This is a genomic window from Pseudomonas sp. PGPPP1, from assembly GCF_002255865.1.
Lineage (GTDB): Bacteria > Pseudomonadota > Gammaproteobacteria > Pseudomonadales > Pseudomonadaceae > Aquipseudomonas > Aquipseudomonas cremoris.
Genome location: NZ_NKIG01000032.1, coordinates 21,271 through 45,373 on the forward strand (window position 1 = coordinate 21,271; position 24,103 = coordinate 45,373).

The window sequence follows — 24,103 nt, forward strand, 5'->3', positions numbered from 1 at the left end:
TGATTTGAGCCTGCCAGCGAATCGAGCCCTCCATGACTGCAACGAACGCCCCGATCCTGATCACCGGCGCCGGCCAGCGTGTCGGCCTGCATTGCGCCCAGCGCTTGCTGGACGAAGGCCACTCGGTGATTTTCAGCTACCGCAGCGAACGCCCCGGCGTGCAAGCCTTGCGCGAACGCGGCGCGATCGGTGTGTTTGCCGATTTCTCCAATGAGGCCGGCATCCTGGCGTTTATCGCAACGCTGAACACCCACACCCAAAGCCTGCGCGCAATCATCCACAACGCCTCGGCCTGGATCGCAGAAACGCCTGGCGAAGAAAGCCGCGCGTTTACCGACATGTTCAGCGTGCACATGCTTGCGCCGTACCTGATCAACCTGCATTGTTCACCCTTGCTGCAACGCTCGACACCCGCCGACATCGTGCATATCAGCGATGACGTGGTGCGCAAGGGTAGCCGCCAGCACATCGCCTATTGCGCCACCAAGGCCGGGCTCGACAGCCTCACGCTGTCGTTCGCCGCGCAGTTCGCGCCGTCGATCAAGGTCAACGGCATTGCCCCGGCAATGGTGATGTTCAACGAAGGCGATGACGCGGCCTACCGCGCCAAGGTGCTGGCCAAGTCGGCACTGGGCATCGAACCCGGGCCCGAGGTGATCTACCAGAGCGTGCGTTACCTGCTGGATAACCCTTATGTCACCGGTACCACCCTGACCGTCAACGGCGGGCGGCATATCAAGTAAGCCGTTTGTGAGGATGTTGTATGACCTTATCCCTGCCCCAACACTACCGCGAGATTCTCAAAGGCCTGGGCGAAGACCCGGAGCGTGAAGGCCTGCTCGACACCCCTAAGCGTGCCGCCAAGGCGATGCAGTACCTGTGCCATGGCTACGAGCAGAACCTGGAAGAAATCGTCAACGGCGCGCTGTTCACCTCCGACAACGACGAGATGGTAATCCTCAAGGACATCGAGTTGTACTCGCTGTGTGAGCATCATCTGCTGCCCTTTATCGGCAAGGCCCACGTGGCCTATATTCCGACCGGCAAGGTGCTGGGCCTGTCGAAACTGGCGCGCATCGTCGACATGTATGCGCGGCGCCTGCAGATCCAGGAAAACCTCACGCGGCAAATCGCCGACGCCATCCAGTCCGTGACCCAGGCCGCCGGCGTGGCGGTGGTGATCGAAGCCAAGCACATGTGCATGATGATGCGCGGCGTGGAAAAACAGAATTCAACCATGAACACCTCGGTGATGCTCGGCGCGTTCCGCGAATCGAACACCACGCGCATGGAGTTCCTGCAACTGATCGGACGGAGCAAGTAGCAATGCCACAACTTCAACCAGGCATGGCGCGCATCCGGGTCAAGGACCTGTGCCTGCGCACCTACATCGGCATCAATGAGGACGAGATCCTCAACAAGCAGGATGTGCTGATCAACCTGACCATCCTGTATGCCGCCCAGGAAGCCGTGCGCGACAATGACATCGACCACGCGCTGAACTACCGCACCATCACCAAAGCGATCATTGCTCACGTCGAGGGCAACCGCTTCGCCCTGCTGGAGCGCCTGACCCAGGAACTGCTGGACCTGGTGATGGGCAATGAATCGGTGCTGTACGCCGAAGTCGAAGTGGACAAGCCCCATGCGCTGCGCTTTGCCGAGTCGGTGTCGATTACCCTGGCGGCCAGCCGCTAACTCTAGAGATTTGCGTGAACCCTATGAACGACCAACAACGCCTCGAACTCGAAGCCGCCGCCTTCCGCCGGCTGGTGGCGCACCTGGACAGCCGCAAGGATGTGCAGAACATCGACCTGATGAACCTCTCCGGTTTCTGCCGTAACTGCTTGTCCAAGTGGTACAAGGCCGAGGCCGATGAGCGCCATATCGAGCTGAGCCTCGATGACGCCCGCGAAGTGGTGTACGGCATGCCGTACGCCGAGTGGAAAGCCCAATACCAGAAAGAAGCCAGCGCCGACCAACAAGCGGCGTTCGCCAAAGGAAAAACCCATGACTGATTTGAATGCCCTGCGCGCCAGCCTCAATAGCGGCGAACACGTTTTTGCCGACACCTTGGCGTTTGTGGCCGCAGGTTACGACTACCAGCCACAAGCCTTCACCAATGGCGACGTGGAAAACGCTGCTGGACAGAATGAAGGGTCGTGCAAGACGTTGGGCCTGGCGTTACTGGAAGGTTTGAGCGACCAGGAGGCACTGCTGGCGTTTGGCGAGCATTACCGTACTGTGGTGGCGACGCCTGAGGGGAGTGACCATGGCAACATCCGTGCGTTGATTGCGCATGGTCTGGCCAGGGTGAAGTTCACGGCACAACCCCTGACCCGCCGCTGATCCAAGAGCAGAACTCGGTCAATGTGGGAGCCGGACTTGCCCGCGATGGCGGTGGTGGCTGACACACCGCTATCGCAGGCAAGCCAGCTCCCACATTTATCCTGTGGTGTTGTTTGAATTGCGGACACAAAAAAACCGGCCTCGCAGCCGGTTTTTTAGTTCAACGGGTTTAGAACGCAGCGTCCTTCAAACCGTCGAGGTAACGCTCGGCATCCAGTGCCGCCATGCAACCGGCGCCGGCCGAGGTGATGGCCTGGCGGTACACGTGGTCAGCCACGTCACCGGCAGCGAAGATACCTTCCAGGTTGGTCGCAGTGGCATTGCCTTCACGGCCGCCCTGCACCACCAGGTAACCATCCTTGGCTTCCAGCACGCCTTCGAACAGCGAGGTGTTCGGGGTATGGCCGATGGCGATGAACACGCCGTCGACTGTCAGCTCGTCGAAGCTGCCGTCGTTGTTTTTCAGGCGGGCACCGGTCACGCCCATGTTGTCGCCCAGAACTTCGTCCAGGGTGGCGTTGAGCTTGAGGATGATCTTGCCTTCAGCGACACGGGCGTGCAGCTTGTCGATCAGGATCTTCTCGGCGCGGAAAGTCTCGCGGCGGTGAACCAGGGTCACGGTGCTGGCGATGTTGGCCAGGTACAGCGCCTCTTCCACGGCAGTGTTGCCGCCACCGACCACAGCGACCGGCTTGTTGCGGTAGAAGAAACCGTCGCAGGTGGCGCAGGCGGAAACACCTTTGCCCATGAACGCTTCTTCCGATGGCAGGCCCAGGTAACGGGCGCTGGCACCGGTGGCGATGATCAGTGCGTCACAGGTGTACACACCGCTGTCGCCAGTCAGGCTGTAAGGCTTCTTGGAGAAGTCGACCTTGTTGATGTGGTCGAAGACGATCTCGGTTTCAAAGCGCTCGGCGTGCTCTTTCATGCGCTCCATCAGCACCGGGCCGGTCAGGCCGTGGACGTCGCCCGGCCAGTTGTCGACTTCGGTGGTGGTGGTCAGTTGACCGCCCGCCTGCATGCCGGTGATCAGCAGCGGCTTGAGGTTGGCCCGGGCAGCGTAGACCGCAGCGCTGTAACCGGCAGGGCCGGAACCGAGAATAATCACTCGCGAATGACGGGTATCAGACATGACTCACTCCTATCGACCACCCGGACAACAAGGCGGCTGGAATAAAAAAGGACCGCGAAGCACTTGGGGAAGGCTTGAACTCGCACGTCCTGAAAAATAATGGGTGCAGCGTATAGAGGGGGGCAAGATTAAGGAAATACGGAATAACAATCCAGCTCATAGGTGGTCTCTATGCAGTCGAGTCGGTTGATCGACGCGTTTGTTACAGCTGATGTCGCCGCTTTCGCCTGTGTGGCAAAGCCGGTAAGGTCGGCGCGTTCGCCCCTTTGCTCGGAGTTTTCCATGCCCGCCCCTGCTCTTTCTGGCCCGCAATACCTGCGTGAAGGCCTCAAACTGGTGTTGAGCCCAGGCTTGCGGCTGTTTGTGTTGCTGCCGCTGGCGATCAACCTGGTGCTGTTCGTCGGCTTGATTTATTTCGCCGGCCATCAGTTCAGCCTGTGGGTCGATACCCTGATGCCGACGTTGCCGAGTTGGCTGAGCTTTTTGAATTACCTGCTGTGGCCGTTGTTCGTGGTGCTGGTGGTGCTGATGGTGTTTTTCACCTTCACCATGCTTGCCAACATCATCGCCGCACCGTTCAACGGCTTTCTCTCGGAGAAAGTCGAAGTGGTGGTGCGAGGCACCGATGACTTCCCGGCTTTCAGCTGGGGCGAGCTGATTGCCATGGTGCCGCGTACCCTGGCGCGTGAAATGCGCAAGCTGGGCTACTTCCTGCCCCGGGCCATCGGTCTGTTTATCCTGTCGTTCATTCCGGTGGTCAACCTGGTCGCAGCGCCGTTGTGGCTGCTGTTTGGCGTTTGGATGATGGCTATCCAATACATCGACTACCCGGCCGACAACCACAAGCTGGGCTGGAACGAAATGCTTGCCTGGCTGCGCCAGAAACGCTGGCAGAGCATGAGCTTCGGCGGCATCGTTTACCTGGTGTTGCTGGTGCCGGTGGTCAACCTGCTGATGATGCCGGCGGCAGTGGCCGGGGCGACGTTGTTCTGGGTGCGCGAGCAAGGCGCCGAGGCGATGGCACGGCAGACTGTAGCCAAGTCATAAATCCATCATCCCAATGACACAATGACGACATAGCCCACGGTGACACTGTGGGTCATGACAACAGCCTCGCTTCACATCACTCTGATTACCGAAACCTTCCCGCCGGAGATCAACGGGGTGGCCAATACCCTTGGCCGCCTGTGCGAAGGTTTACGCGCACGCGGCCATCAGGTCGAGTTAGTGCGCCCGCGCCAGGGCAGCGACCAGAGCCGCCCCAGTGACGACGAGTTGCTGCTATGCCGTGGCTGGCCGCTACCGGGTTACCCGGGCCTGCAATGGGGCCAATCGTCGATGCATAAACTGCTGCGGCGCTGGACCCGTCAGCGTCCGGACGTGCTGTACATCGCGACAGAGGGTCCTCTGGGGCTATCGGCTTTGCGTGCAGCCCGCCGCCTAGGAATCAGCGTGGTCAGCGGCTTTCACACCAACTTCCAGCAGTACTCGAACCAATACGGCTTGAGCATGCTGAGCCGGATGGTCACTCACTATCTGCGTTGGTTCCACAACCGTTCGACCTTGACCCTGGTGCCCAGCGCCAGCCAGCGCCTGGAATTGGAGCGACGACATTTCGAGCGCCTGGGGATGTTGGCGCGCGGGGTGGACAGTCAATTGTTCCATCCGGCGAAACGCGATAACGCGCTGCGGGAAAGCTGGGCTTTGAACAGTGAGCAAACCGCGGTGCTTTATGTGGGCCGATTGGCGCAGGAAAAGAACCTCGGTTTGCTCAAGCGCTGCTTCGAGACGCTGCAGGACACCTATCCATTGCGCCAGATGAAACTGATCATCGTCGGCGACGGCCCGCAACGGGCAACGCTGGAAAAGGAGCTGCCAGAGGCGATTTTCTGCGGTACCTTGCGCGGCGAAGAGCTGGCACGGCATTACGCATCGGGCGATGTGTTCCTGTTCCCCAGCCTCACTGAAACCTTCGGCAACGTGGTGCTGGAAGCGATGGCGTCAGGGTTGGGCGTGGTGGCCTATGACCAGGCCGCTGCGACCCAGCATATTCGCCACGGCTACAACGGTGTGCTGGCAATGCCGGGTGATGAGGGCGCTTTTTGTGATGCCGCCAATTGGTTGCTGGAGGACGCCGAAAGCTTGCGCCGCATGCGCCTGAATGCGCGCCAGCATGCCAGCCGCCAGGGCTGGCCGGCGATTATCGAGCAGTTTGAACGCCAGTTGCGGGGCGTGTGCAAGGACGGGCATCCACTGCCCGTCCTCTCGCCCATTACACCAGGGTCGTCAACGCCTCACGACTGAACGGTAAGATGTCGCTCTCGCGCCCTTCGCGCACTTTGACTGCCCAGTCTGGGTCCACCAGCAGTGCACGACCCACGGCAACCAGGTCGAACTCGTCGTTGTTCAGGCGCTCCAGCAGTTTTTCCAGGCTGGCCGGCTGCGCGACTTTGTCAGTGTTGACCATAAATTGCAGGAACTCGCCGTCCAGCCCGACGCTGCCAACAGTGATGGTCGGTTTGCCGGTGAGCTGGCGGGTCCAGCCGGCGAGGTTGAGGTCGGAACCTTCGAATTCCGGCTCCCAGAAACGACGGGTGGAGCAGTGGAAAATGTCCACGCCAGCGTCAGACAACGGCTTGAGGAATTCACCCAGCGCGTCAGGGGTTTGTACAAGGCGGGCGGTGTAGTCCTGCTGCTTCCACTGCGAGAAACGGAAGATGATCGGAAAGTCAGGGCCTACCGCTGCGCGGGTCGCCTGGATCAGCTCAATGGCAAAGCGCGAACGGTTGGCCAAGCTGCCGCCGTATTCGTCTGTGCGCTGGTTGCTGCCTTCCCAGAAGAACTGGTCTACCAGGTAGCCGTGGGCGCCGTGAATCTCCACACCGTCCATGCCGATGCTCTGGGCATCCTTGGCAGCCTGGGCGAAGGCGTTGATCACGTCTTTGATGTCTTGCTGGGTCATGCCATGGACGACCACATTGCCGTCCTTGAGTTTTTCCATCGGGCCGTAGGCCGGCACGCTGGCGTCAGGCTCGGTACCGATACGGCGCACACTGCCCACGTGCCACAGTTGCGGAACGATTTTGCCGCCTTCGGCGTGCACCGCGTCGACGACTTTCTTCCAGCCGGCCAACGCCGCTTCACCGTAGAAATGCGGAACGTTGGGGTAGCCGTTGGAGGCTGGGTGGCCGACTACGGTGCCCTCGGTGATGATCAGGCCGACACCGGCGGCAGCGCGGCGGCGGTAGTACTCGATAACTTTGGAGTTGGGTACGCCACCCGGGGAGAACGAGCGGGTCATGGGCGCCATGACTACGCGGGTCGACAATTGCAATGCACCGAGCTGGAACGGTTTGAACAAGGCTTGGACAGGCATGGGATGCTCCACGTAAGGCGGGTTTATGACGTGGATAATATTGGTCGCGCACGCCCTTGAACATCACTATTGATTTGAGTGATTAAGGGGTAAAAGCGAGGGTAGTCATGGACACTTACCTGTGCCGAGGGAGCTTGCTCCCTCGCCACAAAGAGATGTGTTCAGCTCAGCGCTTTTTCGATGGCTTGGACGATGGAGGGATCATCCGGAGCGGTACGTGGCGAGAAGCGCGCCAGCACTCGTCCATCCTTGCCCAGCAGGAATTTTTCGAAGTTCCAGGTGATATCACCCGGAAACTCAGCACCCTCACCCGCCAGCAAGCGGTAAAGCTGATGACGGTCATGGCCGTTGACGTCGAGCTTGCTACCCAGAGGGAAGGTCACGCCGTAGTTGAGGCTGCAAAACTCACGGATTTCCTCTTCGGTACCCGGCTCCTGGCCAGCAAATTGATTGCACGGCAGGCCAAGCACGGTAAACCCCTGGTCCTTGTACTGCTGATAGAGGTTTTCCAATGCCGCGTATTGCGGGGTCAAACCACATTTGGAGGCCACATTCACCACCAGTACAACTTGCCCCTTGAAAGGCGCCAATGGCAGCTCTTGTCCGTCCAAAGCTTTGAGTTTCAGGTCGTGGAAAGCACTCATGACGAACTCCAGATATCCCATGTTCTTAGCAAAGCGGCTTTCGAGATTACAACCCGCAAGCCTGCAATCATAGACGCCGATTGCAAAACTCGCTCGCGGGTTACTGAGCGGTAGGCCAGGGCAGAATCGGAATCGCCGTCACTGCGTTTTGCGGGCTGCCTTCGATCAGGCGGTCGCTGTAAACCAGGTAAACCAGGGTGTTGCGCTTCTTGTCGAGGAAGCGCACTACCTGCATGGTCTTGAACACCAGCGAGGTGCGCTCCTTGAACACTTCGTCGCCGTCCTTGAGCTCGCCCTTGAAGCGAATCGGGCCCACCTGGCGGCAGGCAATCGAGGCTTCGGCGCGGTCTTCGGCCAGGCCCAGGCCGCCTTTGACGCCGCCAGTCTTGGCCCGCGACAGGTAGCACGTCACGCCATCGACCTTGGGATCATCAAACGCTTCGACGACGATCCGGTCGTTGGGGCCCACAAACTTGAACACGGTCGACACCTGGCCGATTTCCTCGGCGGACGCCAGCAGCGGCATCGCCAATAACAGGCCGATTAATCCTTTCAATATGCGCATCGTGTAATTCCTTTGCTTAGACCAGGATCAGGTTATCGCGGTGCACCAGTTCGGGCTCCGCCATGTAACCCAATAGACCCACAATCGCGTCAGACGACTGCCCAATGATTTTCTGCGCTTCGAGGGCGCTGTAGTTGGCCAGGCCACGGGCGATCTCACGACCGTCCGGCGCGACGCACACCACCATTTCGCCACGACGGAAGCTACCCTGCACCAACTTGACGCCAACCGGCAGCAGGCTCTTGTTGCCCTGGGACAAGGCCGACACGGCGCCATCGTCCAGCACCAAGGTGCCACGGGTTTGCAGATGACCGGCCAACCACTGTTTGCGCGCCGCCAGCATGCCGCGTTCCGGCGACAGCAGCGTGCCGATGCGCTCACCCGCCTTGAGGCGATCCAGCACGCGCTCGATGCGCCCACCGACGATGATCGTATGAGCACCGGAACGCGCCGCCAGACGTGCAGCGCGCAGCTTGGTCTGCATGCCGCCACGGCCCAGGGCACCGCCAACGCTGCCGGCGACGGCGTCCAGCGCCGGGTCATCGGCACGCGCTTCGTAGATCAACTGGGCATCTGGGTTGTTGCGCGGGTCGGCGTCGAACATGCCGTCGCGGTCGGTGAGGATCACCAACAGGTCGGCTTCCACCAGGTTGGCTACCAAGGCGGCCAAGGTGTCGTTGTCGCCGAAGCGGATTTCGTCGGTGACCACGGTGTCGTTTTCGTTGATCACCGGGATGACTTTCAGCTCCACCAGTGCGCGCAAGGTACTGCGGGCGTTGAGGTAACGCTTGCGGTCGGACAGGTCGTCGTGGGTCAGCAGGATCTGCGCCGTGTGGCGGCCGTGCTCGGCGAAGCTGGATTCCCAGGCTTGCACCAGGCCCATTTGACCGATGGCGGCGGCGGCTTGCAGTTCGTGCATCGCGCTGGGTCGCGCGGTCCAGCCAAGGCGGCTCATCCCGGCGGCAACCGCCCCGGACGATACCAACACCAACTCGACGCCAGCCTCATGCAAGGCCACCATTTGCTCGACCCAGACGCTCATGGCTGCGCGATCCAGCCCCTTGCCATCTGCCGTCAGCAGCGCACTTCCGATCTTTACGACCCAGCGCTGCGCACCTGTCACTTTGCTCCGCATCATCATCAACCTTAGATTGAGGGCTGCGCGACCCAGCGCGGCCCATAACGTTATACCCGGATACTAAAACGCCGCTCTAAAGGAGCGGCGTTCAAGTTTATCGCAACGGATCAGTCGCGCACGTAAATGATTTCCGGGCCATCTTCATCATCCACGTCTTCTTCGTCCCAATCGTCGTCACCGATGTCATGGACCGACTTCACGCCGCTGCGGCGCAGGGCACGTTGGTCGTCCAGTGCCTGCAACTGGGCGCGGGCTTCGTCTTCGATGCGCTGGTCGAGTTCAGCCAGTTCGGCCTTGAAGACCGGGTCGGCCGCCAGGCGGTCGGCACGGTCTTCAAGGTAGCGCATGATGTCGCGGGTCAGGCGCTCGGTGCCTTCTTTGGCGATGGCCGAGATCACGTAGACCGGACCTTCCCACTCCAGGCGGTCAACGATTTCCTTGACGCGCTCTTCGTGTTCTTCTTCGAGGATCTGGTCGCACTTGTTCAGTACCAACCAGCGATCACGCTCGGCCAGGGACGGGCTGAACTTGGTCAGCTCGCTGACGATCACTTCGGCAGCGTCCGGCGCGCTGGTGTCATCCAGCGGTGCCATGTCGACGAGGTGCAACAACAGACGGGTACGCGACAAGTGCTTGAGGAAGCGAATCCCCAGGCCCGCGCCATCGGAAGCACCTTCGATCAGGCCAGGAATGTCGGCGATCACGAAGCTTTTCCAACGGTCGACGCTGACCACGCCCAGGTTTGGCACCAGGGTGGTGAACGGGTAGTCGGCCACTTTCGGCTTGGCGGCCGAGACCGAGCGGATGAAGGTACTTTTACCGGCGTTCGGCAAGCCCAGCAGGCCCACGTCGGCCAGTACTTTCATTTCCAGCTTGAGGTCACGCTGCTCGCCCGGCTTGCCAGGGGTAGTCTGGCGCGGCGCACGGTTGGTACTGGACTTGAATCGGGTGTTACCCAGACCGTGCCAGCCGCCCTGCACAACCATCAGCTTCTGGCCGGCCTTGGTCAGGTCGCCAATCACTTCCTGGGTGGCCGAGTCGATGATCGTGGTGCCGACCGGTACGCGCAGCACCAGGTCTTCGCCTTTCTTGCCGGTGCAGTCGGTGCTGCCGCCGTTGGAGCCACGCTCGGCATCGAAGTGCCGGGTGTAACGGTAGTCGACCAGGGTGTTGAGGTTTTCGTCGGCCATCATGTAGATGGAACCGCCATCACCGCCGTCACCGCCGTTGGGGCCACCGTTTTCGATGAATTTTTCGCGACGGAAACTCATGCAACCGTTACCGCCGTCGCCTGCTTTTACTCGGATGGAAACTTCATCAACGAACTTCATAACAAAACGCCTCTCGTCGCATGGACGAGCTTAAGAAACCAAGACATAAGACTCTTGCAAAAATGAGCGCAGCGACCTCAATCAGCGACCGCAAATCCAGCGCCTGAGCCCATCACAAACAGCTTTGCAAGAGACTCACTCCACAAACGAAAAAGCCCCGTCGCAAGACAGGGCTTTTCCAGCGATCTCGCAATTAAGCTGCGACAACGCTCACGTAACGGCGGTTGAAAGCGCCTTTTACTTCAAACTTGATCACGCCTTCGATTTTCGCGAAGAGGGTGTGATCTTTACCCATGCCTACACCGTAACCGGCGTGGAATTGGGTGCCGCGCTGACGCACGATGATGTTGCCCGGAATGATTTTCTGGCCGCCATACATCTTAACGCCAAGGCGTTTGGCTTCTGAGTCGCGACCGTTACGGGTACTACCACCAGCTTTTTTGTGTGCCATGAGTCAATTCTCCTAGTGAGGAATTAGGCTGAAATTAAGCCTGAATACCGGTGATTTTGATCTCGGTGTACCACTGGCGGTGGCCCATACGCTTCATGTGGTGCTTACGACGACGGAACTTGATGATGCGGACTTTATCGTGACGACCTTGGGAGATCACTTCAGCCACAACGGTAGCGCCAGCAACAACTGGAGCGCCGATGTTCACGTCATCGCCATTGGCGACCAACAGAACGCGATCAAAAGTAACGGATTCGCCAGTAGCGACTTCCAGTTTTTCGATCTTCAGGTATTCACCTGGGGCGACCTTGTATTGCTTGCCACCAGTAACAATTACTGCGTACGACATGGTATTTCTCCGATAATCCTGCTCACCCAGCTCTTTATAAGAAGAGGTATTGGCTGGCATGGCTGCATGGGATGGACGTCCCGAATGCAATTGCGTAAGGCAGGTGCTGCCCAGGAAGTTCAGGGTGCGCGATTGTACGCAAGCTATAAGAGGCTTGCAAGGGGCCGTCCATCGCGCCTTGACACCCGGGGGTCAGGGTCCTAGCATGCCGCGCAACCCTTCTGGAGCGACTGTCGCTGATGCAACCCCAAGCTTTCTACCGCGCGGTCGCGGACGATTTTAGCGCCGTCGACGGCATCATCAAGAAGCAGCTGACTTCTAAAGTGCCGCTGGTCTCCAAAATTGGTGACTACATTACGTCGGCGGGCGGCAAACGCCTGCGCCCTTTATTAGTGTTGCTGTGCGGCAAGGCCCTGGGCCGTGAAGGCGATGATTTGCGCCTGCTGGCCGCCACCATCGAATTCCTGCACACCGCCACCCTGCTGCATGACGACGTGGTCGACATGTCCGGCATGCGCCGTGGGCGCGAGACCGCCAATGCAATGTGGGGCAACGCTCCCAGCGTATTGGTGGGCGACTTCCTGTATTCGCGCTCGTTCGAAATGATGGTCGAGCTGGGCTCGATGCCGGTGATGAAGATTCTTTCACAGGCCACGCGCATCATCGCCGAAGGCGAAGTACTGCAACTGTCCAAGGTCCGCGACGCCAGCACCACCGAAGAAACCTATATGGAAGTGATTCGCGGCAAAACCGCGATGCTCTTCGAAGCCTCCACCCACAGCGCCGCCGCGTTGTGTGGCGCAACTGCCGAACAGGCCGAAGCCCTGCGCACATTTGGCGACCACCTGGGCGTGGCGTTCCAACTGGTGGACGACCTGCTCGACTACCGTGGCGACGCCGAAACCCTGGGCAAGAACGTCGGTGACGACCTGGCCGAAGGCAAGCCGACCTTGCCGCTGATCTACACCATGCGCGAGGGCACGCCGGAACAGGCCGCCCTGGTGCGCAAGGCGATCCAGAAAGGTGGGATCGAAGACCTGGAAGCCATCCGTGCAGCGGTCGAAGCCTCGGGTTCGCTGGACTACACCGCGCAGTTGGCGCGTGATTTCGTGGCGCGTGCGATCAAGTGCCTGGAAGCCCTTCCTGCCAGCGAATACCGGGATGCCCTGGTTGAGCTGAGCGAGTTTGCGGTCGCGCGTACTCACTAAAGCGCGTGCCTGTGTGGGAGGGCCCCCTCCCACATTTAGATTTCACACAACCTGTAAGACTGCAAAACCCTATATAATGTGCGCCCTTTAGCCATCCCTGACTCTCAAGGAGCCTTAGTGAGCACGTTGCCACCCTGCCCAAAATGCAATTCCGAATACACCTACGAAGACGGCACCCAGCTGATCTGCCCGGAATGCGCCCATGAGTGGTCCGCTAACGGCGAGGCCGAAGCGGCCGGTGATGAAACCGTGAAGAAAGACTCTGTGGGCAACGTCCTGCAGGACGGCGACACCATCACCGTGATCAAGGACCTCAAGGTCAAGGGCACCTCGCTCGTGGTAAAGGTCGGCACCAAGGTCAAGAACATCCGCCTGTGCGATGGCGACCACGATATCGATTGCAAGATCGACGGTATCGGCCCGATGAAGCTCAAGTCCGAGTTCGTGCGCAAAGTCTGATTTTGCTACCTCCATCCCGCGCCCGCCGCGGGATGGCGTTTCGCCCTCTCCTTTGATCCCGCGCAATAACCGCACAGAAAAAACCAGAATCCGCCAATAGGCACTTGCTATTCTACGAATAAGAATTATTCTCATTGAAACCCATCAAGGAGATGCGACCCATGACTTATTTGATAGATGCCTGGCTGGACCGCCCACACCCTTACCTTCGAATCCTGCATCGGGAAACCGGCGAAGTCTGTGCTGTGCTGGAAGAAGAAGCGCTGAATGAACTGCAGGACCAGGGTGACCTGGACGTGAATGGCCTGAGTTCGAGTGAACCTGGGGTGCTCAAAGAGGTGGTGCGTAATCTGTTTCTGTTCTGCTATGCCCGAGCGTTGCGCCCGGCGACGGAGTTGAATGGCAAATTCCATCCATGAAACTACCCGCAAAACCTGAATGCACCGATTTCGTGTGGGAGCCGGGCTTGCCCGCGATGCAGACAACTCGGTCAACCCTGCTACCGAGGTGATGCTATCGCAGGCAAGCCAGCTCCCACATGAAGCCGGCGCCATTGCTGCAAGGTCTTACAGAACGTCGAGCAGCTCGACGTCGAACACCAGAACGCTGTGCGGCGGGATGCTGCCAACGCCTTGAGCGCCGTAAGCCAATTCGCTCGGCACGTACAGGCGCCATTTGCTGCCGGCATTCATCAGTTGCAGGGCTTCGGTCCAGCCAGCGATCACGCCGCCTACCGGGAATTCTGCAGGCTGGCCACGCTCGTAGGAACTGTCGAACACAGTGCCGTCGATCAGGGTGCCGTGGTAGTGAGTGCGTACTTGGTCTTCACGGGTCGGCTTGGCGCCGTCACCGGCAGTCAGCACTTCGAATTGCAGGCCGGAAGCCAGGGTGGTGATGCCATCACGCTTGGCATTTTCAGCCAGGAACGCCAGGCCTTCGCCAGCAGCCGCTTCTGCCTTGGCAGCCGCTTCTGCTTGCATGATTTCGCGGATAACCTTGAAGCTGGCGGCCATTTGCTCTTGGTCAACTCGGCTTGGCTTGCCAGCGAAGGCGTCGGTCAGGCCGGCCAGGATCGCGTCCAGGCTCACACCCGGTGGCGGGTTGTCGCGCAGTTGGTCGCCCAATTGACGGCCAATACCGTAGCTGACGCGGGTTTCGTCGGTGGACAGATTAACTTCGGACATGGAAGGCTCCGCTGTAGGACAACACTGAATACCGGCGCAGAGGCCGCTATTCCCGTGCCATCCAGAACTAAAAGGGCCCGCAGACTAGCACAGAACATTGCCTGTTGATGAGCCCCTCCCCTGCCGCGCGCATAGCTATTTACCGCCGTCGCCCGTGCCCTGCCCCCCAAGCTGAGGATTCCTTTTATCTTCATGGGGGCTGTGCCGATGAGCACTCCAAATCACCCACCTGCTACACCCACACTCCAGACCGTACAAACCCATCTGTTGGAAATCGACCCCACGCTGCGCGCACGCACCCGGCAACCCGTGGCATTACCCGAATCGCTGATGGCGCTGGAAAAGCTCAATATCACCCTGAAGGATGCCAACGCCAAGCTACTCACTCAGTCGCGGGCCTTGTACAAGGACATGACCCAGGTCGGACTCAGCACCGAAGCCGGCAAAAAAAGCTTGGCTGATCTCGACAAAAATCTGCAAGCCCTGGTTGAGACAGACATCATCGAGCGTCAGGGCCGCCGGACCTTCATGGCGGTGACCGCCGGCAGCGTAGCACTGGAGCACGAAGCCAGGCTCAACGTCAGCGACCACCTGCTGGCCGCCACGGACCAGCGCATGCTCGAAGACTGCAGCCTGGGCCCCGCTTTTCGCCCGGGCATGTATGCACTGACCTTCACCTACCAGGACCAGACCGTCGAGTTTGCCGGAGCCTTTGTGCTGACGCGGCAATCGAGCCCGGTAGTTGATAACCTGACGACCGCCCACGATGTCGGCCCCGTGCTGCTCTTCACCCCCTCCCGTGGCCTGGAAGCCTTCCCTTCGCTGCAGGAACTGGATCAGCGCCTGCTGGAGGCCTTTGCCCTGCCGGCCGGGCACGCAGAGTTCATTCGGCATCTGCCGGTTCGCTACCAGGCATTGGACGTAACGGGGATCTGGCCCCTGGCGTTGCGCCCGATCGAGGGGGCGCCGCTGTTCGAATACACCTGGGATGCCATCCTCGAAAAGCGTCGCCAGGACATCAAGCACGCGCTGGACCAGCCACTGGACGCCCCCAAACTGATCGACGCCCTGGACAAAGCGTTGACCGATGCATTGCCCGATCTGACCTTGCGCCTAGGCCTGCGCGCGCAACGCTTGCTGGAATGGCACCTGCATGAGAGTTTGCCGAATTGGTTCCGCAGCGCCGAGGACACTCAGCGATCGGCGCTGATGCAACAAATCACCGTTTACAACCGTGCACGCCAGGCCTTTATCAACGCCTTGGGCCCGGCGGCGACCCCTCAGTCCCTGGCGCACTTCCAGTTGGTCGAACAACTGGCCGAGGACCTCGACATCCACGACCTGAACCCCGATCAACTGCTTGTCACCACCCGTCGCACGGTGCCGCATGTGGGCACCTACACGCAGAGCCACAGCCTGGTTGAACTTAGCTTGCGCGGCCTGCATACCGGCGACGAGTTGCCAGGGTCGGCCTTTATCAAGCACACCACGCTCACCTATGCCGGCGCTGCCTTGAGTACCGCCCACGCAGCACTGTCCCCCCCGAACCTACTGACGTTGCTGAAGGACCTGCAACCGCGCCTGGACTTCGCCCACGTTCAAAAAACCACGCAGGCCAAGCCGGAAATTCGCCTGGCCGCCCGCACCCTGCAGGATCAACGTCTGGTGACACTGGCGCTTATCGCCAATCTACAAGGCCAGTTGAACGCGGCTGACTTCCGTCTGTTCGAGCAATTGCGCGAGCTGCCCGAAACACGCTTGCGTGCACACACCGTTTCGCTGCATGGCGCTCAACTCAAGGACCTGTGGGTACTGCGCGAGGAGAGCGCCGCGGGTGAGGTCAAACGCCTGCTGCTGTGCACGCCGGAGTCACCACGCGCCCAATCGTTTATTGCCTTCAACAGTGAACGTGAATGCCAGACCCACATGCTTGCCTGGGCCGATGACAGCACTCGCACCGATAACCGCTCCATGAGCGACTACATAATGGAACAGGTGCCATTGCGCTTTCACCCCAAGATGGGGGTATTCCTGCGGTCCCTGAGCTTCAGGCCAGATGCCAATGAACACCTTGAAGTCACCTTCAGCCCCTCGTACAGCTACTCCGAATGCCTGGATGCCATGGTGACGCACCTGCTCGATAGTCGGTTGGTGGACGACTATCAACACGGCACTCCCTCCAGCTATCGCGCCGCCAGCGCAGCAGACCGAATGCGCCTGACCACCTTCAGCAATGACGCGGTCGGCGCCCTGCAAACCTACAACGCCCGACACGATTCGGAGGCCAACTTCGATGACTTCAAAACCTTCCTGCACAAGCAAGCCAAGCTCAGTCTTAATAAGTTGTTGGGCCAAGATAAGAACGACGTCGATCCTAACAGCGTGTTTGCCCACGCGCCCAAAACCTTGCTAGGGCAACCACCAAAACCTCTTTCCTACACCGAGCTGTATCGCGACGGCTACGAAGACGGAATTGGCTTTATCAATGAAAAATTTTCAGCGTCAGCCACCTTTCGAGGGCCCCCGGATGTCGACCTCACACCCTTGACCGCGCAGAACGTAGCCCGCTCAGTCACCGGCGTGTGGATCGGCCAGCGTTATGCCGACGAAGTGCGTAAACGCTTGTTACCCGCCGACAGCCAAGGCTATGCCGCTCGCCGGGAGGCAATCCTGAAAGTCACCCAACTACAAATGAAAAGTGCAGCCCTGGAATCGCGGCTGCAAGGCCATATCGCCAGCCAGGACCTGGCCTGGCTGGAGCGCGCCATCGACAGCATGCCCGACACCAGCGTCGCGTCGCGCAATACCTACCAGGTGCATCGTCTGTCCATTGAGGGTGATTGGGTGAACGGCTGCTACCTGTTCCGCCACGCCAACGAGCCGGTGATGCTCTACACCCCCAATGCCCCGGACACTGTCGGGTTTCGTGAGGCACGGCTGTTCAACTACCTGGTAAAAAAAGACAACGGCTTTCTTGCCTACTTCACAGAGAGGGTGCCGGTCCAGTCCAAGGTGCGTATCAGCCAATTTTTACAGGACGCAAAAAAAGCGCTGCCGGATGACATCAACCCCACCACACCCAGTCCCGCCCGCCACGACCCCCTCGTGCGCGCCATGCCACTCACCGATCTGCGCCACGACCTCTACAACATGCGCCTGCAACGCAAGATCGACGATGTGCACGCGACGACGGTCAACCGCACGCAGATGATCACCGGCATTCTATGGACCTGCGTGGAATGGGTCACCGCCATTGCGACTATCCCGTTTCCCGCCTTAAGCCTGAGCCTGGGTGGGTTGCTGGCGTTCAAGGAGGCCATGCTGGGGATTGATGCCTACTATCAAGGCGACAACAGCGGCGCGCTGATGCATTACATCGGCTATCTCGCCAACCTCGTCGGCGCCTTGCTGTTTGACCTGCGCCCAGCCTTCACCGGCCCTTTCCACATAATGACACCGGTGCGCCCGGTCATCAGGACCGGCAATCATGCTGTAGAAGCCGAACACCTCAAACAACTGTTGCCCGATCCACCCAAAACCATGCAACCGGTGTTGTATGAAGGGCAAACACTGTGGACGCCTCAAACCCCGGATGCCCTGGGTCGCCATTTGCTCTACCGCAATGATCCGGTAAGCGGGCAAATGCTCTCCACCGGTCGATTGGTTAATCAGGGGGCAGACGGGCAATGGATTCGCTCGGGAGTCGCTGGAGGCGGTCGGGACAGTTATCAAAAATTGGTAGACGAGACTGACAACGCATTGGCGATTTACGAGACGCCGGCCGACCAGAGCAAAAACTTCAGGGCCCTGCTCGACCCAGACTTCAATACCCGCATCACTCAGGACTGGAACGCCGTCGCCGCACACGCATCCCAGAGCAATGCCCATCAATCCCTGCAACCCGTGCGCACCCACTATGCTCGCCAGGTGGACCGCCTGACCCAGGACGCCAACGCCTTCTTCCAGATGCCACCAGCGATCCCCGTCCGTGGCGAACTGCCCGAATTGGCCGCGCAAACCGCGCATGCAGAGCTTCTAAAAAACCTGCTGGGCCAGAACAAAGGGTTAGTCGTTGGCGCGGTCAACACCTCCATCGCCAGCAAACAATTGCTGATCGAGAACATTAAAACCCTGGCCGAACTGGGCGTAAAACGCCTGTACATCGAAAACCTGCCAGCCGATCTGTTTCGCAAAAAACTCGCCATTATCAACCGGCAAGCAAAGGGCAACATCGCCAGCGCCCTTAAAAGCATCGAGGATCACCTAGCGCGGGTCGACTTGGCGCTGGGCTACACCCGTGAAGCACCCTACACCTTTCGCACACTGATGCTGCAAGCCCATCAGCACAACATTGCGGTTGAAGGGCTGGACGCAACCTGCTCCTACCACATGAACCATCTGTTGGACCTAAGAGACGGCGAGCGCTTTATGCCTCGGTCCAGCCGCTTGAGAAATTTCTACTCGCATAAAGTAATCGAACGAAATACCGCGAAGAACGCGGATGAAGGCTGGATCGCCCTGGTAGAGCAGAATCGGCTGGGTACCTATGAAACAGTGCCAGGCCTGCCAGACTTGCAAAACACGCTGGCATTGCGAGTCGTGGACGCAGCACCCGGTCAGTCCTTGGGTGTTGCGGCCGACACCTCTGCGCCCGGGTTGTCGCGAGGGCATTACACAACGACCCTGTTGACCTCCCACCATGCGCGGGTCAAACCCGGTACTCCTCAGCCCCCCATGCCCGCCGTCAGCGTTGCGCATTACAGCGAATTCGATATGCCGCCCCCTTTGCAGGCCCAAACTCGGCTACTGGCCGGCTCCCATCGCGGCCTGGACACTCGCTATAGCATGGGGGACATCAACGATCCAGGCTACCCGGCCTTCCAGGCGTTCTCCACGATGCGCCAGGACTTGCTGGATCGTGCCAGGGCCACATTCAGGAATTACACGCCACCCGCTCGCCCATCCCTGGCTCGCATCGCAACCACAACCGGCGAAGAAGAGTTCATTGAGCAGGTGTATCAATACAAGTTGGGCCTGATCATCGGCGAAGCCCACGCAGCGCAATCGAGCAAGAACTTCCTGATCAAGCACATGAAGCGGCTCAAGGAACTAGGGGTCAAGACTCTGTACGTCGAGCACCTGCTGACAGATTTGCTCCAACACGAACTGAACACCTTCCACGACACGCTGATAATGCCGAGCTACCTCAAGGCTTACTTGAAACAACAGGACAACGGGCACATGCCCATGTACACAGGTCCTGACAACTATTCCAACGTGGTCAAGGCAGCCAACAAGTACGGCATTCGGGTACGCGCGCTGGACTGCACCGCGAGCTACCACGTCAAGGGAGCCAAAGGAACCAGCCCACGCAATACGATGTTCAGCTACTTCGCCAATGAGGTCATCAAAGCCGATCAGGCCGCCTACGGGCCGCATAAATGGGTGGCCTTCATGGGCAGTGGCCATGTCGACATGCACGAACTGGTTCCGGGAGTCGCTCAACTGCAGGATGCCGTGAGCCTGCTCGTACGTGATATGCCGGCTGATACGGCGCGAACCCTGCGCGTTGGAGGCTGGATCGTCGATGAGTATTCATGGACCGCCTTTCGCAGCGACTTTCTCCTGGAAATGGGAATTGCCGGCAGGCCGGCCATCCGCCCCCCCGCGCCTGCGAGCCGCTCACGGCTAAAGGACATTGGGCATTTCCAGATCGAGCGCCCATCGCTCCACGAAACCCATCTGGTACACAAATCCAACAGTGGAGAAATCGTGGTCACACCGATCCAGATCGATGATAAGGGCCAGTTCTTCATTGATCGCTGGGAAGCGTTGCGCGGCCAACGCTTCCTGTACCAAACCCATCTGATTGAAGCCCTCAAACGCACCATTCATCTGGTGCCCGCCCCTTGACGGGAAAGCGGCTCACCTGACCCTGCCCGCACTGCGTGCAGGGCCATTTATGAAACTGTCTGACAAATGGCATTTCAGATTCAGCGCTCGACGCCGATACCTCCCCATACACCTCAGCTGGCTCAAACAACAACACCGCCCAGCACTCAGTTTTAATTTTTGCGGAGCATTCGATGAACAGCTGGTTCGGTAACATCAGCGTCAACCTCAAACTCGGCCTGGGCTTCGGCCTGGTGCTGGTTCTCACCTCGATTTTGGCCCTCACCGGCTGGACCAGCCTGGGCGGCCTGATCGACCGCAGCAACTGGATGAGCGACATCACCCAGCTCAATGCGTCGCTGACCAAACTGCGTGTTGCACGCCTGCAGTACATGCTGGCCAACGGTGACGAAACCGCCGCGCAGAATGTGCAGACCAACCTGGACGCCTTCATCGCCCAACAGCAAAAACTGCTGAACAGCTTCAAGAGCCCGGATAACGTCAAGCTGCTCAACGAGCAGAAATCCATCATCACCGCGTACCAGCAGTCCTTGAACAAAATGCGCGAGGCCTACCGTAATGGCAGCGCTGCGCGCCAGACCATGGGCGACAAAGCTGAAATCGCCAATGCCCAGATCGACACGTTGGAAACCAGCGTAAAACAAATGCCCGACAGCTCGGAGCATTTGGCGCAGTTCCAGGCGGTGGCCGACGCCAAAATGCAATTCCAATTGTCGCGTTATGAAGTACGCGGCTACACCGGCAACGTCAGCGCCGACACCGAAGCACGCGCCGCCGCACAAATCGAAAAAACCATCACCGGTTTGAAGGACCTGAGCGCCGTATTCGGTGCCAGCCAGCAAAGCGCACTGACGGCGCTGGAATCGGCCCTTGGCGCCTATCGCAGCGCCGTGCAGAACTACAAGGCGGCCAACGCCAACATCGTCAGCGCCCGTGCCGAAATGACGGTGCAAGGCAACGATATCGTCACCATCAGCGACAAGCTGTACGACATCCAACTTGATCGCCGCGACGCCGAGAGCGCCCAGGCCCGCAGCCTGCAATTGATCAGCACGTTGCTGGCCTTGCTGGTTGGCATCATTGCGGCCTTGGTCATTACCCGCCAGATCACTCGCCCGATACAGGAAACCCTGGCGGTGGTGGAACGCATCGCTTCCGGTGACTTGAGCCACAACATCCAAGTCACTCGCCGCGACGAACTGGGCGTGCTGCAGCAGGGCATCCAGCGCATGGGCACGACCTTGCGCGAATTGATCAGCGGCATTCGCGACGGCGTCACCCAAATCGCCAGCGCTGCCGAAGAATTGTCGGCCGTCACCGAGCAGACCAGCGCCGGCGTCAACAGCCAGAAGATCGAGACGGATCAGGTCGCCACCGCCATGCACGAGATGACGGCCACCGTGCAGGAAGTCGCGCGCAACGCCGAGCAAGCATCACAGGCCGCAGCCGACGCCGATGGCCAAGCCCGCGCAGGCGACAAAGTGGTGGCCGAAGCCATCGCCCAGATCGAACGCCTGGCCGCCGAAGTGGCACGCTCCACTGACGCCATGACGCACCTGCAGCAAGAGAGCAACAAGATCGGCAGCGTGATGGACGTGATCAAGGCTGTGGCCGAACAGACCAACCTGCTCGCACTCAACGCCGCCATCGAAGCAGCACGTGCGGGTGAAGCCGGCCGTGGGTTTGCCGTGGTGGCTGATGAAGTGCGTGGCCTGGCCCAGCGCACGCAAAAGTCCACCGAGGAAATCGAAGGCCTGGTCGCCGGTTTGCAGAACGGTACCCAGCAAGTAGCCAACGTGATGAACAACAGCCGCAGCCTGACCGACAGCAGTGTCGAGTTGACGCGCAAGGCCGGTGTGTCACTGGAGAACATCACTCGCACGGTGTCGAATATCCAGTCGATGAACCAGCAGATCGCCGCCGCCGCCGAGCAGCAAAGCGCCGTGGCTGAAGAGATCAGCCGCAGCATTGTGAACGTGCGTGACGTGTCGGAACAGACCGCAACGGCCAGCGACGAGACGGCTAAATCGAGTGTGGAACTGGCGCGTTTGGGTAGCCAGTTGCAGCAGATGGTCAGCCATTTCCGGGTGTAAGAAACATCACCTTGGCGAGGGAGCACGCTCCCTCGTCACCTATTGTACAAACCTAGATTGCCTCTTCGACAAACACCAACCGATTGCCGAAGGGATCCTTGATGCTCATCTCCCGCGAGCCCCAAGGCGTTTCTTCAACGCCAGGCTTGGCATAACGGTAATTCTTGGCCAGCAGCTGCTGCTGGTATGCATCCACCCCTTGCGCCTGAATCCGCACCGCTGCGCCCGGTGAAGCATCGCCATGGTGCTCGGACAAATGCAGCACACACTCGCCGAACGACACCTGCAAATACAACGGAAAATTCGCCTCGAAACGATGCTGCCAATCGACCTTGAATCCCAGAAAGTCGACGTAGAACTCCAGCGCCTTGGCCTCGTCGAAAATCCGCAATATGGGGGTGACTTTTCCTAAGTGCATGGCGACCGGTCCGTGTATGAAAACGCCCACTATAGAGACGAAAAACCCTTACGCAAATCCCCACTACGCGCCAGAAATCGACCCGGCCGCAGGCCGTTCGCCTGCCCTTCGCTGTAATTCAACACGCCGTTGACCCACACCGCGTCAATCCCTTCTGCCGCCCGCTGCGGCTCTTTGAAATCCGCCACATCGCGCACCCGCAACGGATCGAACAACACCAGGTCAGCCCAGTGTCCTTCGCGGATTTCGCCACGATCCGACAAGCCGAAGCGTGCCGCCGACAACCCGGTCATCTTGTGCACTGCCGTGTGAAGCGGGAACAACCCCACATCCCGACTGAAATGCCCCAGCACCCGTGGAAACGCGCCCCACAAACGTGGATGAGGGAACGGATCTTCGGGCAGCCCATCGGAGCCCACCATCGACAACGGGTGCGCGAGAATGCGTCGTACATCTGCTTCATCCATTCCGTAATACACCGCCCCCGCCGGTTGCAGGCGACGTGCGGCGTCCATCAGTGAAACGTCCCATTGCGCGGCGATGTCTTGCAAGTCGCGTCCGCCCATCTCCGGGTGCGGCGTCGACCAAGTGATGGTGATGCGAAATGCATCGGTGACTTGCTTCAAATCCAACGTCGAAGAACTCGCCGCATAGGGATAACAATCACACCCTACCGGGTGGGTTTTCGCCGCCAATTCCAGCGAGGCCAACAACTGCGGACTGCGACCCCAGTTGCCCGCGCCGGCGCACTTGAGGTGGGAAATGATCACCGGGGCCTTGGCGTGCCGGCCGATCAGGAACGCTTCGTCCATCGCCTCCAGCACCGGTTCGAATTCGCTGCGCAAATGGGTGGTGTATACGGCACCGAATGCGGTCAGTTCTTCACTGAGTTGCAGCACTTCATCGGTCTCGGCACTGAACGCGCTGGCGTAGGCCAGGCCGGTGGATAACCCGAGGGCGCCGTCTTCGAGACTCTCGTGCAGCTGCAAGCGCATGGCCGCGATTTCATCCGCCGTGGCAGTGCGATGCAGGTCGTCCATATGGTTGCTGCGCAGCGCTGTGTGGCCGATCAAGGCCGCGACATTAACCGCAGGGTGAGCGTTTTGCACCGCCGTTCGGTAATCGGCAAAACGCGGATAAGTGAACGCCTCACGCGTGCCGAGCAAGTTCATCGGGTCCGGCGGGTCGTTGCGCAAACTCACCGGTGAAGCGCTGATGCCGCAGTTGCCCACGATCACTGTGGTCACGCCCTGGCTGAGCTTGGGCAGCATCTGCGGATGACGGATCACTACGGTGTCATCGTGGGTGTGCACGTCGATAAAACCCGGCGCCAACACGCGGCCACGGGCATCAATTTCATGTTCGGCGGTCGCTGCCGAGAGATCGCCAATCGTCTCGATGCGCCCGGCAAGCAGCCCCACATCGGCCAGATACCCCGGCGTGTTGCTGCCATCAATGATCAGCGCCTGGCGAATCAACGTGTCGTACTTCAT

24 protein-coding genes and 1 pseudogene are annotated in these 24,103 nt (G+C 59.7%); 13 read left to right on the plus strand and 12 right to left on the minus strand.

Translation table 11 applies throughout. The features are described 5' to 3' along the window. Positions 1-32: 32 nt before the first annotated feature. From folM to CFE47_RS26240, 5 genes are read left to right on the plus strand one after another with little or no spacing between them, the layout of a single operon-like run. Positions 33-743 (plus strand): dihydromonapterin reductase, encoded by a 711-nt coding sequence (gene folM, locus CFE47_RS26220; protein WP_286841501.1) that lies wholly within the window; start codon positions 33-35, stop codon positions 741-743. A gap of 20 nt (positions 744-763) precedes the next feature. Continuing rightward, the gene (folE, locus tag CFE47_RS26225; RefSeq protein ID WP_185710367.1) at positions 764-1,324 is read left to right on the plus strand and encodes a GTP cyclohydrolase I FolE; all 561 of its coding nucleotides are present in this window, start codon (positions 764-766) and stop codon (positions 1,322-1,324) included. Positions 1,325-1,326: 2 nt separating this feature from the next. Then, a complete protein-coding gene (gene folX, locus CFE47_RS26230; protein ID WP_033896194.1) occupies positions 1,327-1,698 on the plus strand; it encodes a dihydroneopterin triphosphate 2'-epimerase in 372 nt (123 codons plus the stop codon). A gap of 23 nt (positions 1,699-1,721) precedes the next feature. Then, the gene (locus tag CFE47_RS26235) at positions 1,722-2,018 is read left to right on the plus strand and encodes a DUF1244 domain-containing protein (protein ID WP_065908484.1); all 297 of its coding nucleotides are present in this window, start codon (positions 1,722-1,724) and stop codon (positions 2,016-2,018) included. Next, positions 2,011-2,349, plus strand: a complete 339-nt coding sequence (locus CFE47_RS26240; RefSeq protein ID WP_286841503.1) for a HopJ type III effector protein — start codon at positions 2,011-2,013, stop codon at positions 2,347-2,349. Before CFE47_RS26235 ends, CFE47_RS26240 begins: the two co-directional genes overlap by 8 nt. Before the next feature lie 169 nt (positions 2,350-2,518). Here the strand turns inward: CFE47_RS26240 and trxB are convergent, their stop codons facing one another. Together trxB and CFE47_RS26250 are read right to left on the minus strand one after the other, a co-directional pair. Further along, positions 2,519-3,481 carry a thioredoxin-disulfide reductase gene (gene trxB / locus CFE47_RS26245; RefSeq protein ID WP_185710369.1) on the minus strand — a complete coding sequence of 321 codons (963 nt, stop codon included), beginning with the start codon at positions 3,479-3,481 and terminating at the stop codon, positions 2,519-2,521. A 128-nt stretch (positions 3,482-3,609) separates the two neighbouring features. Further along, a complete protein-coding gene (locus CFE47_RS26250) occupies positions 3,610-3,765 on the minus strand; it encodes a hypothetical protein (protein WP_185710370.1) in 156 nt (51 codons plus the stop codon). Here CFE47_RS26250 and cysZ point away from each other — a divergent pair. Together cysZ and CFE47_RS26260 are read left to right on the plus strand one after the other, a co-directional pair. Further along, positions 3,764-4,528, plus strand: a complete 765-nt coding sequence (cysZ, locus tag CFE47_RS26255) for a sulfate transporter CysZ (RefSeq protein WP_286841506.1) — start codon at positions 3,764-3,766, stop codon at positions 4,526-4,528. The genes CFE47_RS26250 and cysZ overlap by 2 nt on opposite strands. Before the next feature lie 54 nt (positions 4,529-4,582). After that, entirely contained in the window at positions 4,583-5,785 is a 1,203-nt protein-coding gene (locus CFE47_RS26260; protein ID WP_286841508.1) for a glycosyltransferase family 4 protein, read from the plus strand. On the opposite strand, the gene CFE47_RS26265 is transcribed toward CFE47_RS26260, so the two are convergent. From CFE47_RS26265 to rplU, 7 genes are all read right to left on the minus strand, one after another. Continuing rightward, on the minus strand, positions 5,754-6,857 hold the full coding sequence (locus CFE47_RS26265) for an NADH:flavin oxidoreductase (protein ID WP_286841510.1): 1,104 nt from the start codon (positions 6,855-6,857) through the stop codon (positions 5,754-5,756). The two genes, CFE47_RS26260 and CFE47_RS26265, sit on opposite strands and share 32 nt — an antisense overlap. A 161-nt stretch (positions 6,858-7,018) precedes the next feature. Beyond that, on the minus strand, positions 7,019-7,501 hold the full coding sequence (locus tag CFE47_RS26270) for a glutathione peroxidase (RefSeq protein WP_286841512.1): 483 nt from the start codon (positions 7,499-7,501) through the stop codon (positions 7,019-7,021). 100 nt (positions 7,502-7,601) lie between these two features. Next, on the minus strand, positions 7,602-8,066 hold the full coding sequence (locus tag CFE47_RS26275; protein WP_286841514.1) for a CreA family protein: 465 nt from the start codon (positions 8,064-8,066) through the stop codon (positions 7,602-7,604). Between the two features lie 16 nt (positions 8,067-8,082). Continuing rightward, positions 8,083-9,201, minus strand: a complete 1,119-nt coding sequence (gene proB, locus CFE47_RS26280; RefSeq protein WP_003176047.1) for a glutamate 5-kinase — start codon at positions 9,199-9,201, stop codon at positions 8,083-8,085. A 110-nt stretch (positions 9,202-9,311) separates the two neighbouring features. After that, a complete protein-coding gene (gene cgtA, locus CFE47_RS26285; RefSeq protein WP_010206489.1) occupies positions 9,312-10,535 on the minus strand; it encodes an Obg family GTPase CgtA in 1,224 nt (407 codons plus the stop codon). 193 nt (positions 10,536-10,728) lie between these two features. Continuing rightward, the gene (gene rpmA / locus CFE47_RS26290; protein ID WP_003176049.1) at positions 10,729-10,986 is read right to left on the minus strand and encodes a 50S ribosomal protein L27; all 258 of its coding nucleotides are present in this window, start codon (positions 10,984-10,986) and stop codon (positions 10,729-10,731) included. A gap of 34 nt (positions 10,987-11,020) precedes the next feature. Next, positions 11,021-11,335 (minus strand): 50S ribosomal protein L21, encoded by a 315-nt coding sequence (rplU, locus tag CFE47_RS26295; protein WP_007950961.1) that lies wholly within the window; start codon positions 11,333-11,335, stop codon positions 11,021-11,023. A 239-nt stretch (positions 11,336-11,574) separates the two neighbouring features. Here rplU and CFE47_RS26300 point away from each other — a divergent pair, with 239 nt between their 5' ends. The 3 genes from CFE47_RS26300 (at position 11,575) to CFE47_RS26310 (ending at position 13,421) form a co-directional block, all read left to right on the plus strand. After that, positions 11,575-12,543, plus strand: a complete 969-nt coding sequence (locus tag CFE47_RS26300) for a polyprenyl synthetase family protein (protein WP_185710376.1) — start codon at positions 11,575-11,577, stop codon at positions 12,541-12,543. A 117-nt stretch (positions 12,544-12,660) separates the two neighbouring features. Continuing rightward, positions 12,661-13,002 carry a zinc ribbon domain-containing protein YjdM gene (locus CFE47_RS26305; RefSeq protein ID WP_185710377.1) on the plus strand — a complete coding sequence of 114 codons (342 nt, stop codon included), beginning with the start codon at positions 12,661-12,663 and terminating at the stop codon, positions 13,000-13,002. 161 nt (positions 13,003-13,163) lie between these two features. Next, entirely contained in the window at positions 13,164-13,421 is a 258-nt protein-coding gene (locus CFE47_RS26310) for a PA4570 family protein (protein WP_003194088.1), read from the plus strand. Positions 13,422-13,568: 147 nt separating this feature from the next. On the opposite strand, the gene bamJ is transcribed toward CFE47_RS26310, so the two are convergent. After that, entirely contained in the window at positions 13,569-14,186 is a 618-nt protein-coding gene (gene bamJ / locus CFE47_RS26315; RefSeq protein ID WP_017477811.1) for a BamJ family beta-barrel-assembly machinery protein, read from the minus strand. Positions 14,187-14,393: 207 nt separating this feature from the next. On the opposite strand from bamJ, the gene CFE47_RS26320 reads away from it, so the two are divergent. The 3 genes and pseudogenes from CFE47_RS26320 to CFE47_RS31895 all read left to right on the plus strand — a co-directional run bounded on the left by CFE47_RS26320 (position 14,394) and on the right by CFE47_RS31895 (position 22,192). Then, on the plus strand, positions 14,394-20,099 hold the full coding sequence (locus CFE47_RS26320) for a membrane-targeted effector domain-containing toxin (RefSeq protein ID WP_286841525.1): 5,706 nt from the start codon (positions 14,394-14,396) through the stop codon (positions 20,097-20,099). A gap of 308 nt (positions 20,100-20,407) precedes the next feature. Next, positions 20,408-21,337, plus strand: a pseudogene (locus CFE47_RS31890) (methyl-accepting chemotaxis protein); the annotation flags it as partial. After that, a complete protein-coding gene (locus tag CFE47_RS31895; RefSeq protein WP_371923957.1) occupies positions 21,329-22,192 on the plus strand; it encodes a methyl-accepting chemotaxis protein in 864 nt (287 codons plus the stop codon). The pseudogene CFE47_RS31890 and the gene CFE47_RS31895, both read left to right, overlap by 9 nt. A 52-nt stretch (positions 22,193-22,244) precedes the next feature. Here CFE47_RS31895 and CFE47_RS26330 read toward each other — a convergent pair whose 3' ends face one another. Together CFE47_RS26330 and CFE47_RS26335 are read right to left on the minus strand one after the other, a co-directional pair. After that, positions 22,245-22,610: a glyoxalase superfamily protein gene (locus CFE47_RS26330; protein ID WP_286841529.1), complete on the minus strand. Its 366-nt coding sequence runs from the start codon at positions 22,608-22,610 to the stop codon at positions 22,245-22,247. Between the two features lie 29 nt (positions 22,611-22,639). Next, a complete protein-coding gene (locus CFE47_RS26335; protein WP_286841531.1) occupies positions 22,640-24,103 on the minus strand; it encodes an N-acyl-D-amino-acid deacylase family protein in 1,464 nt (487 codons plus the stop codon).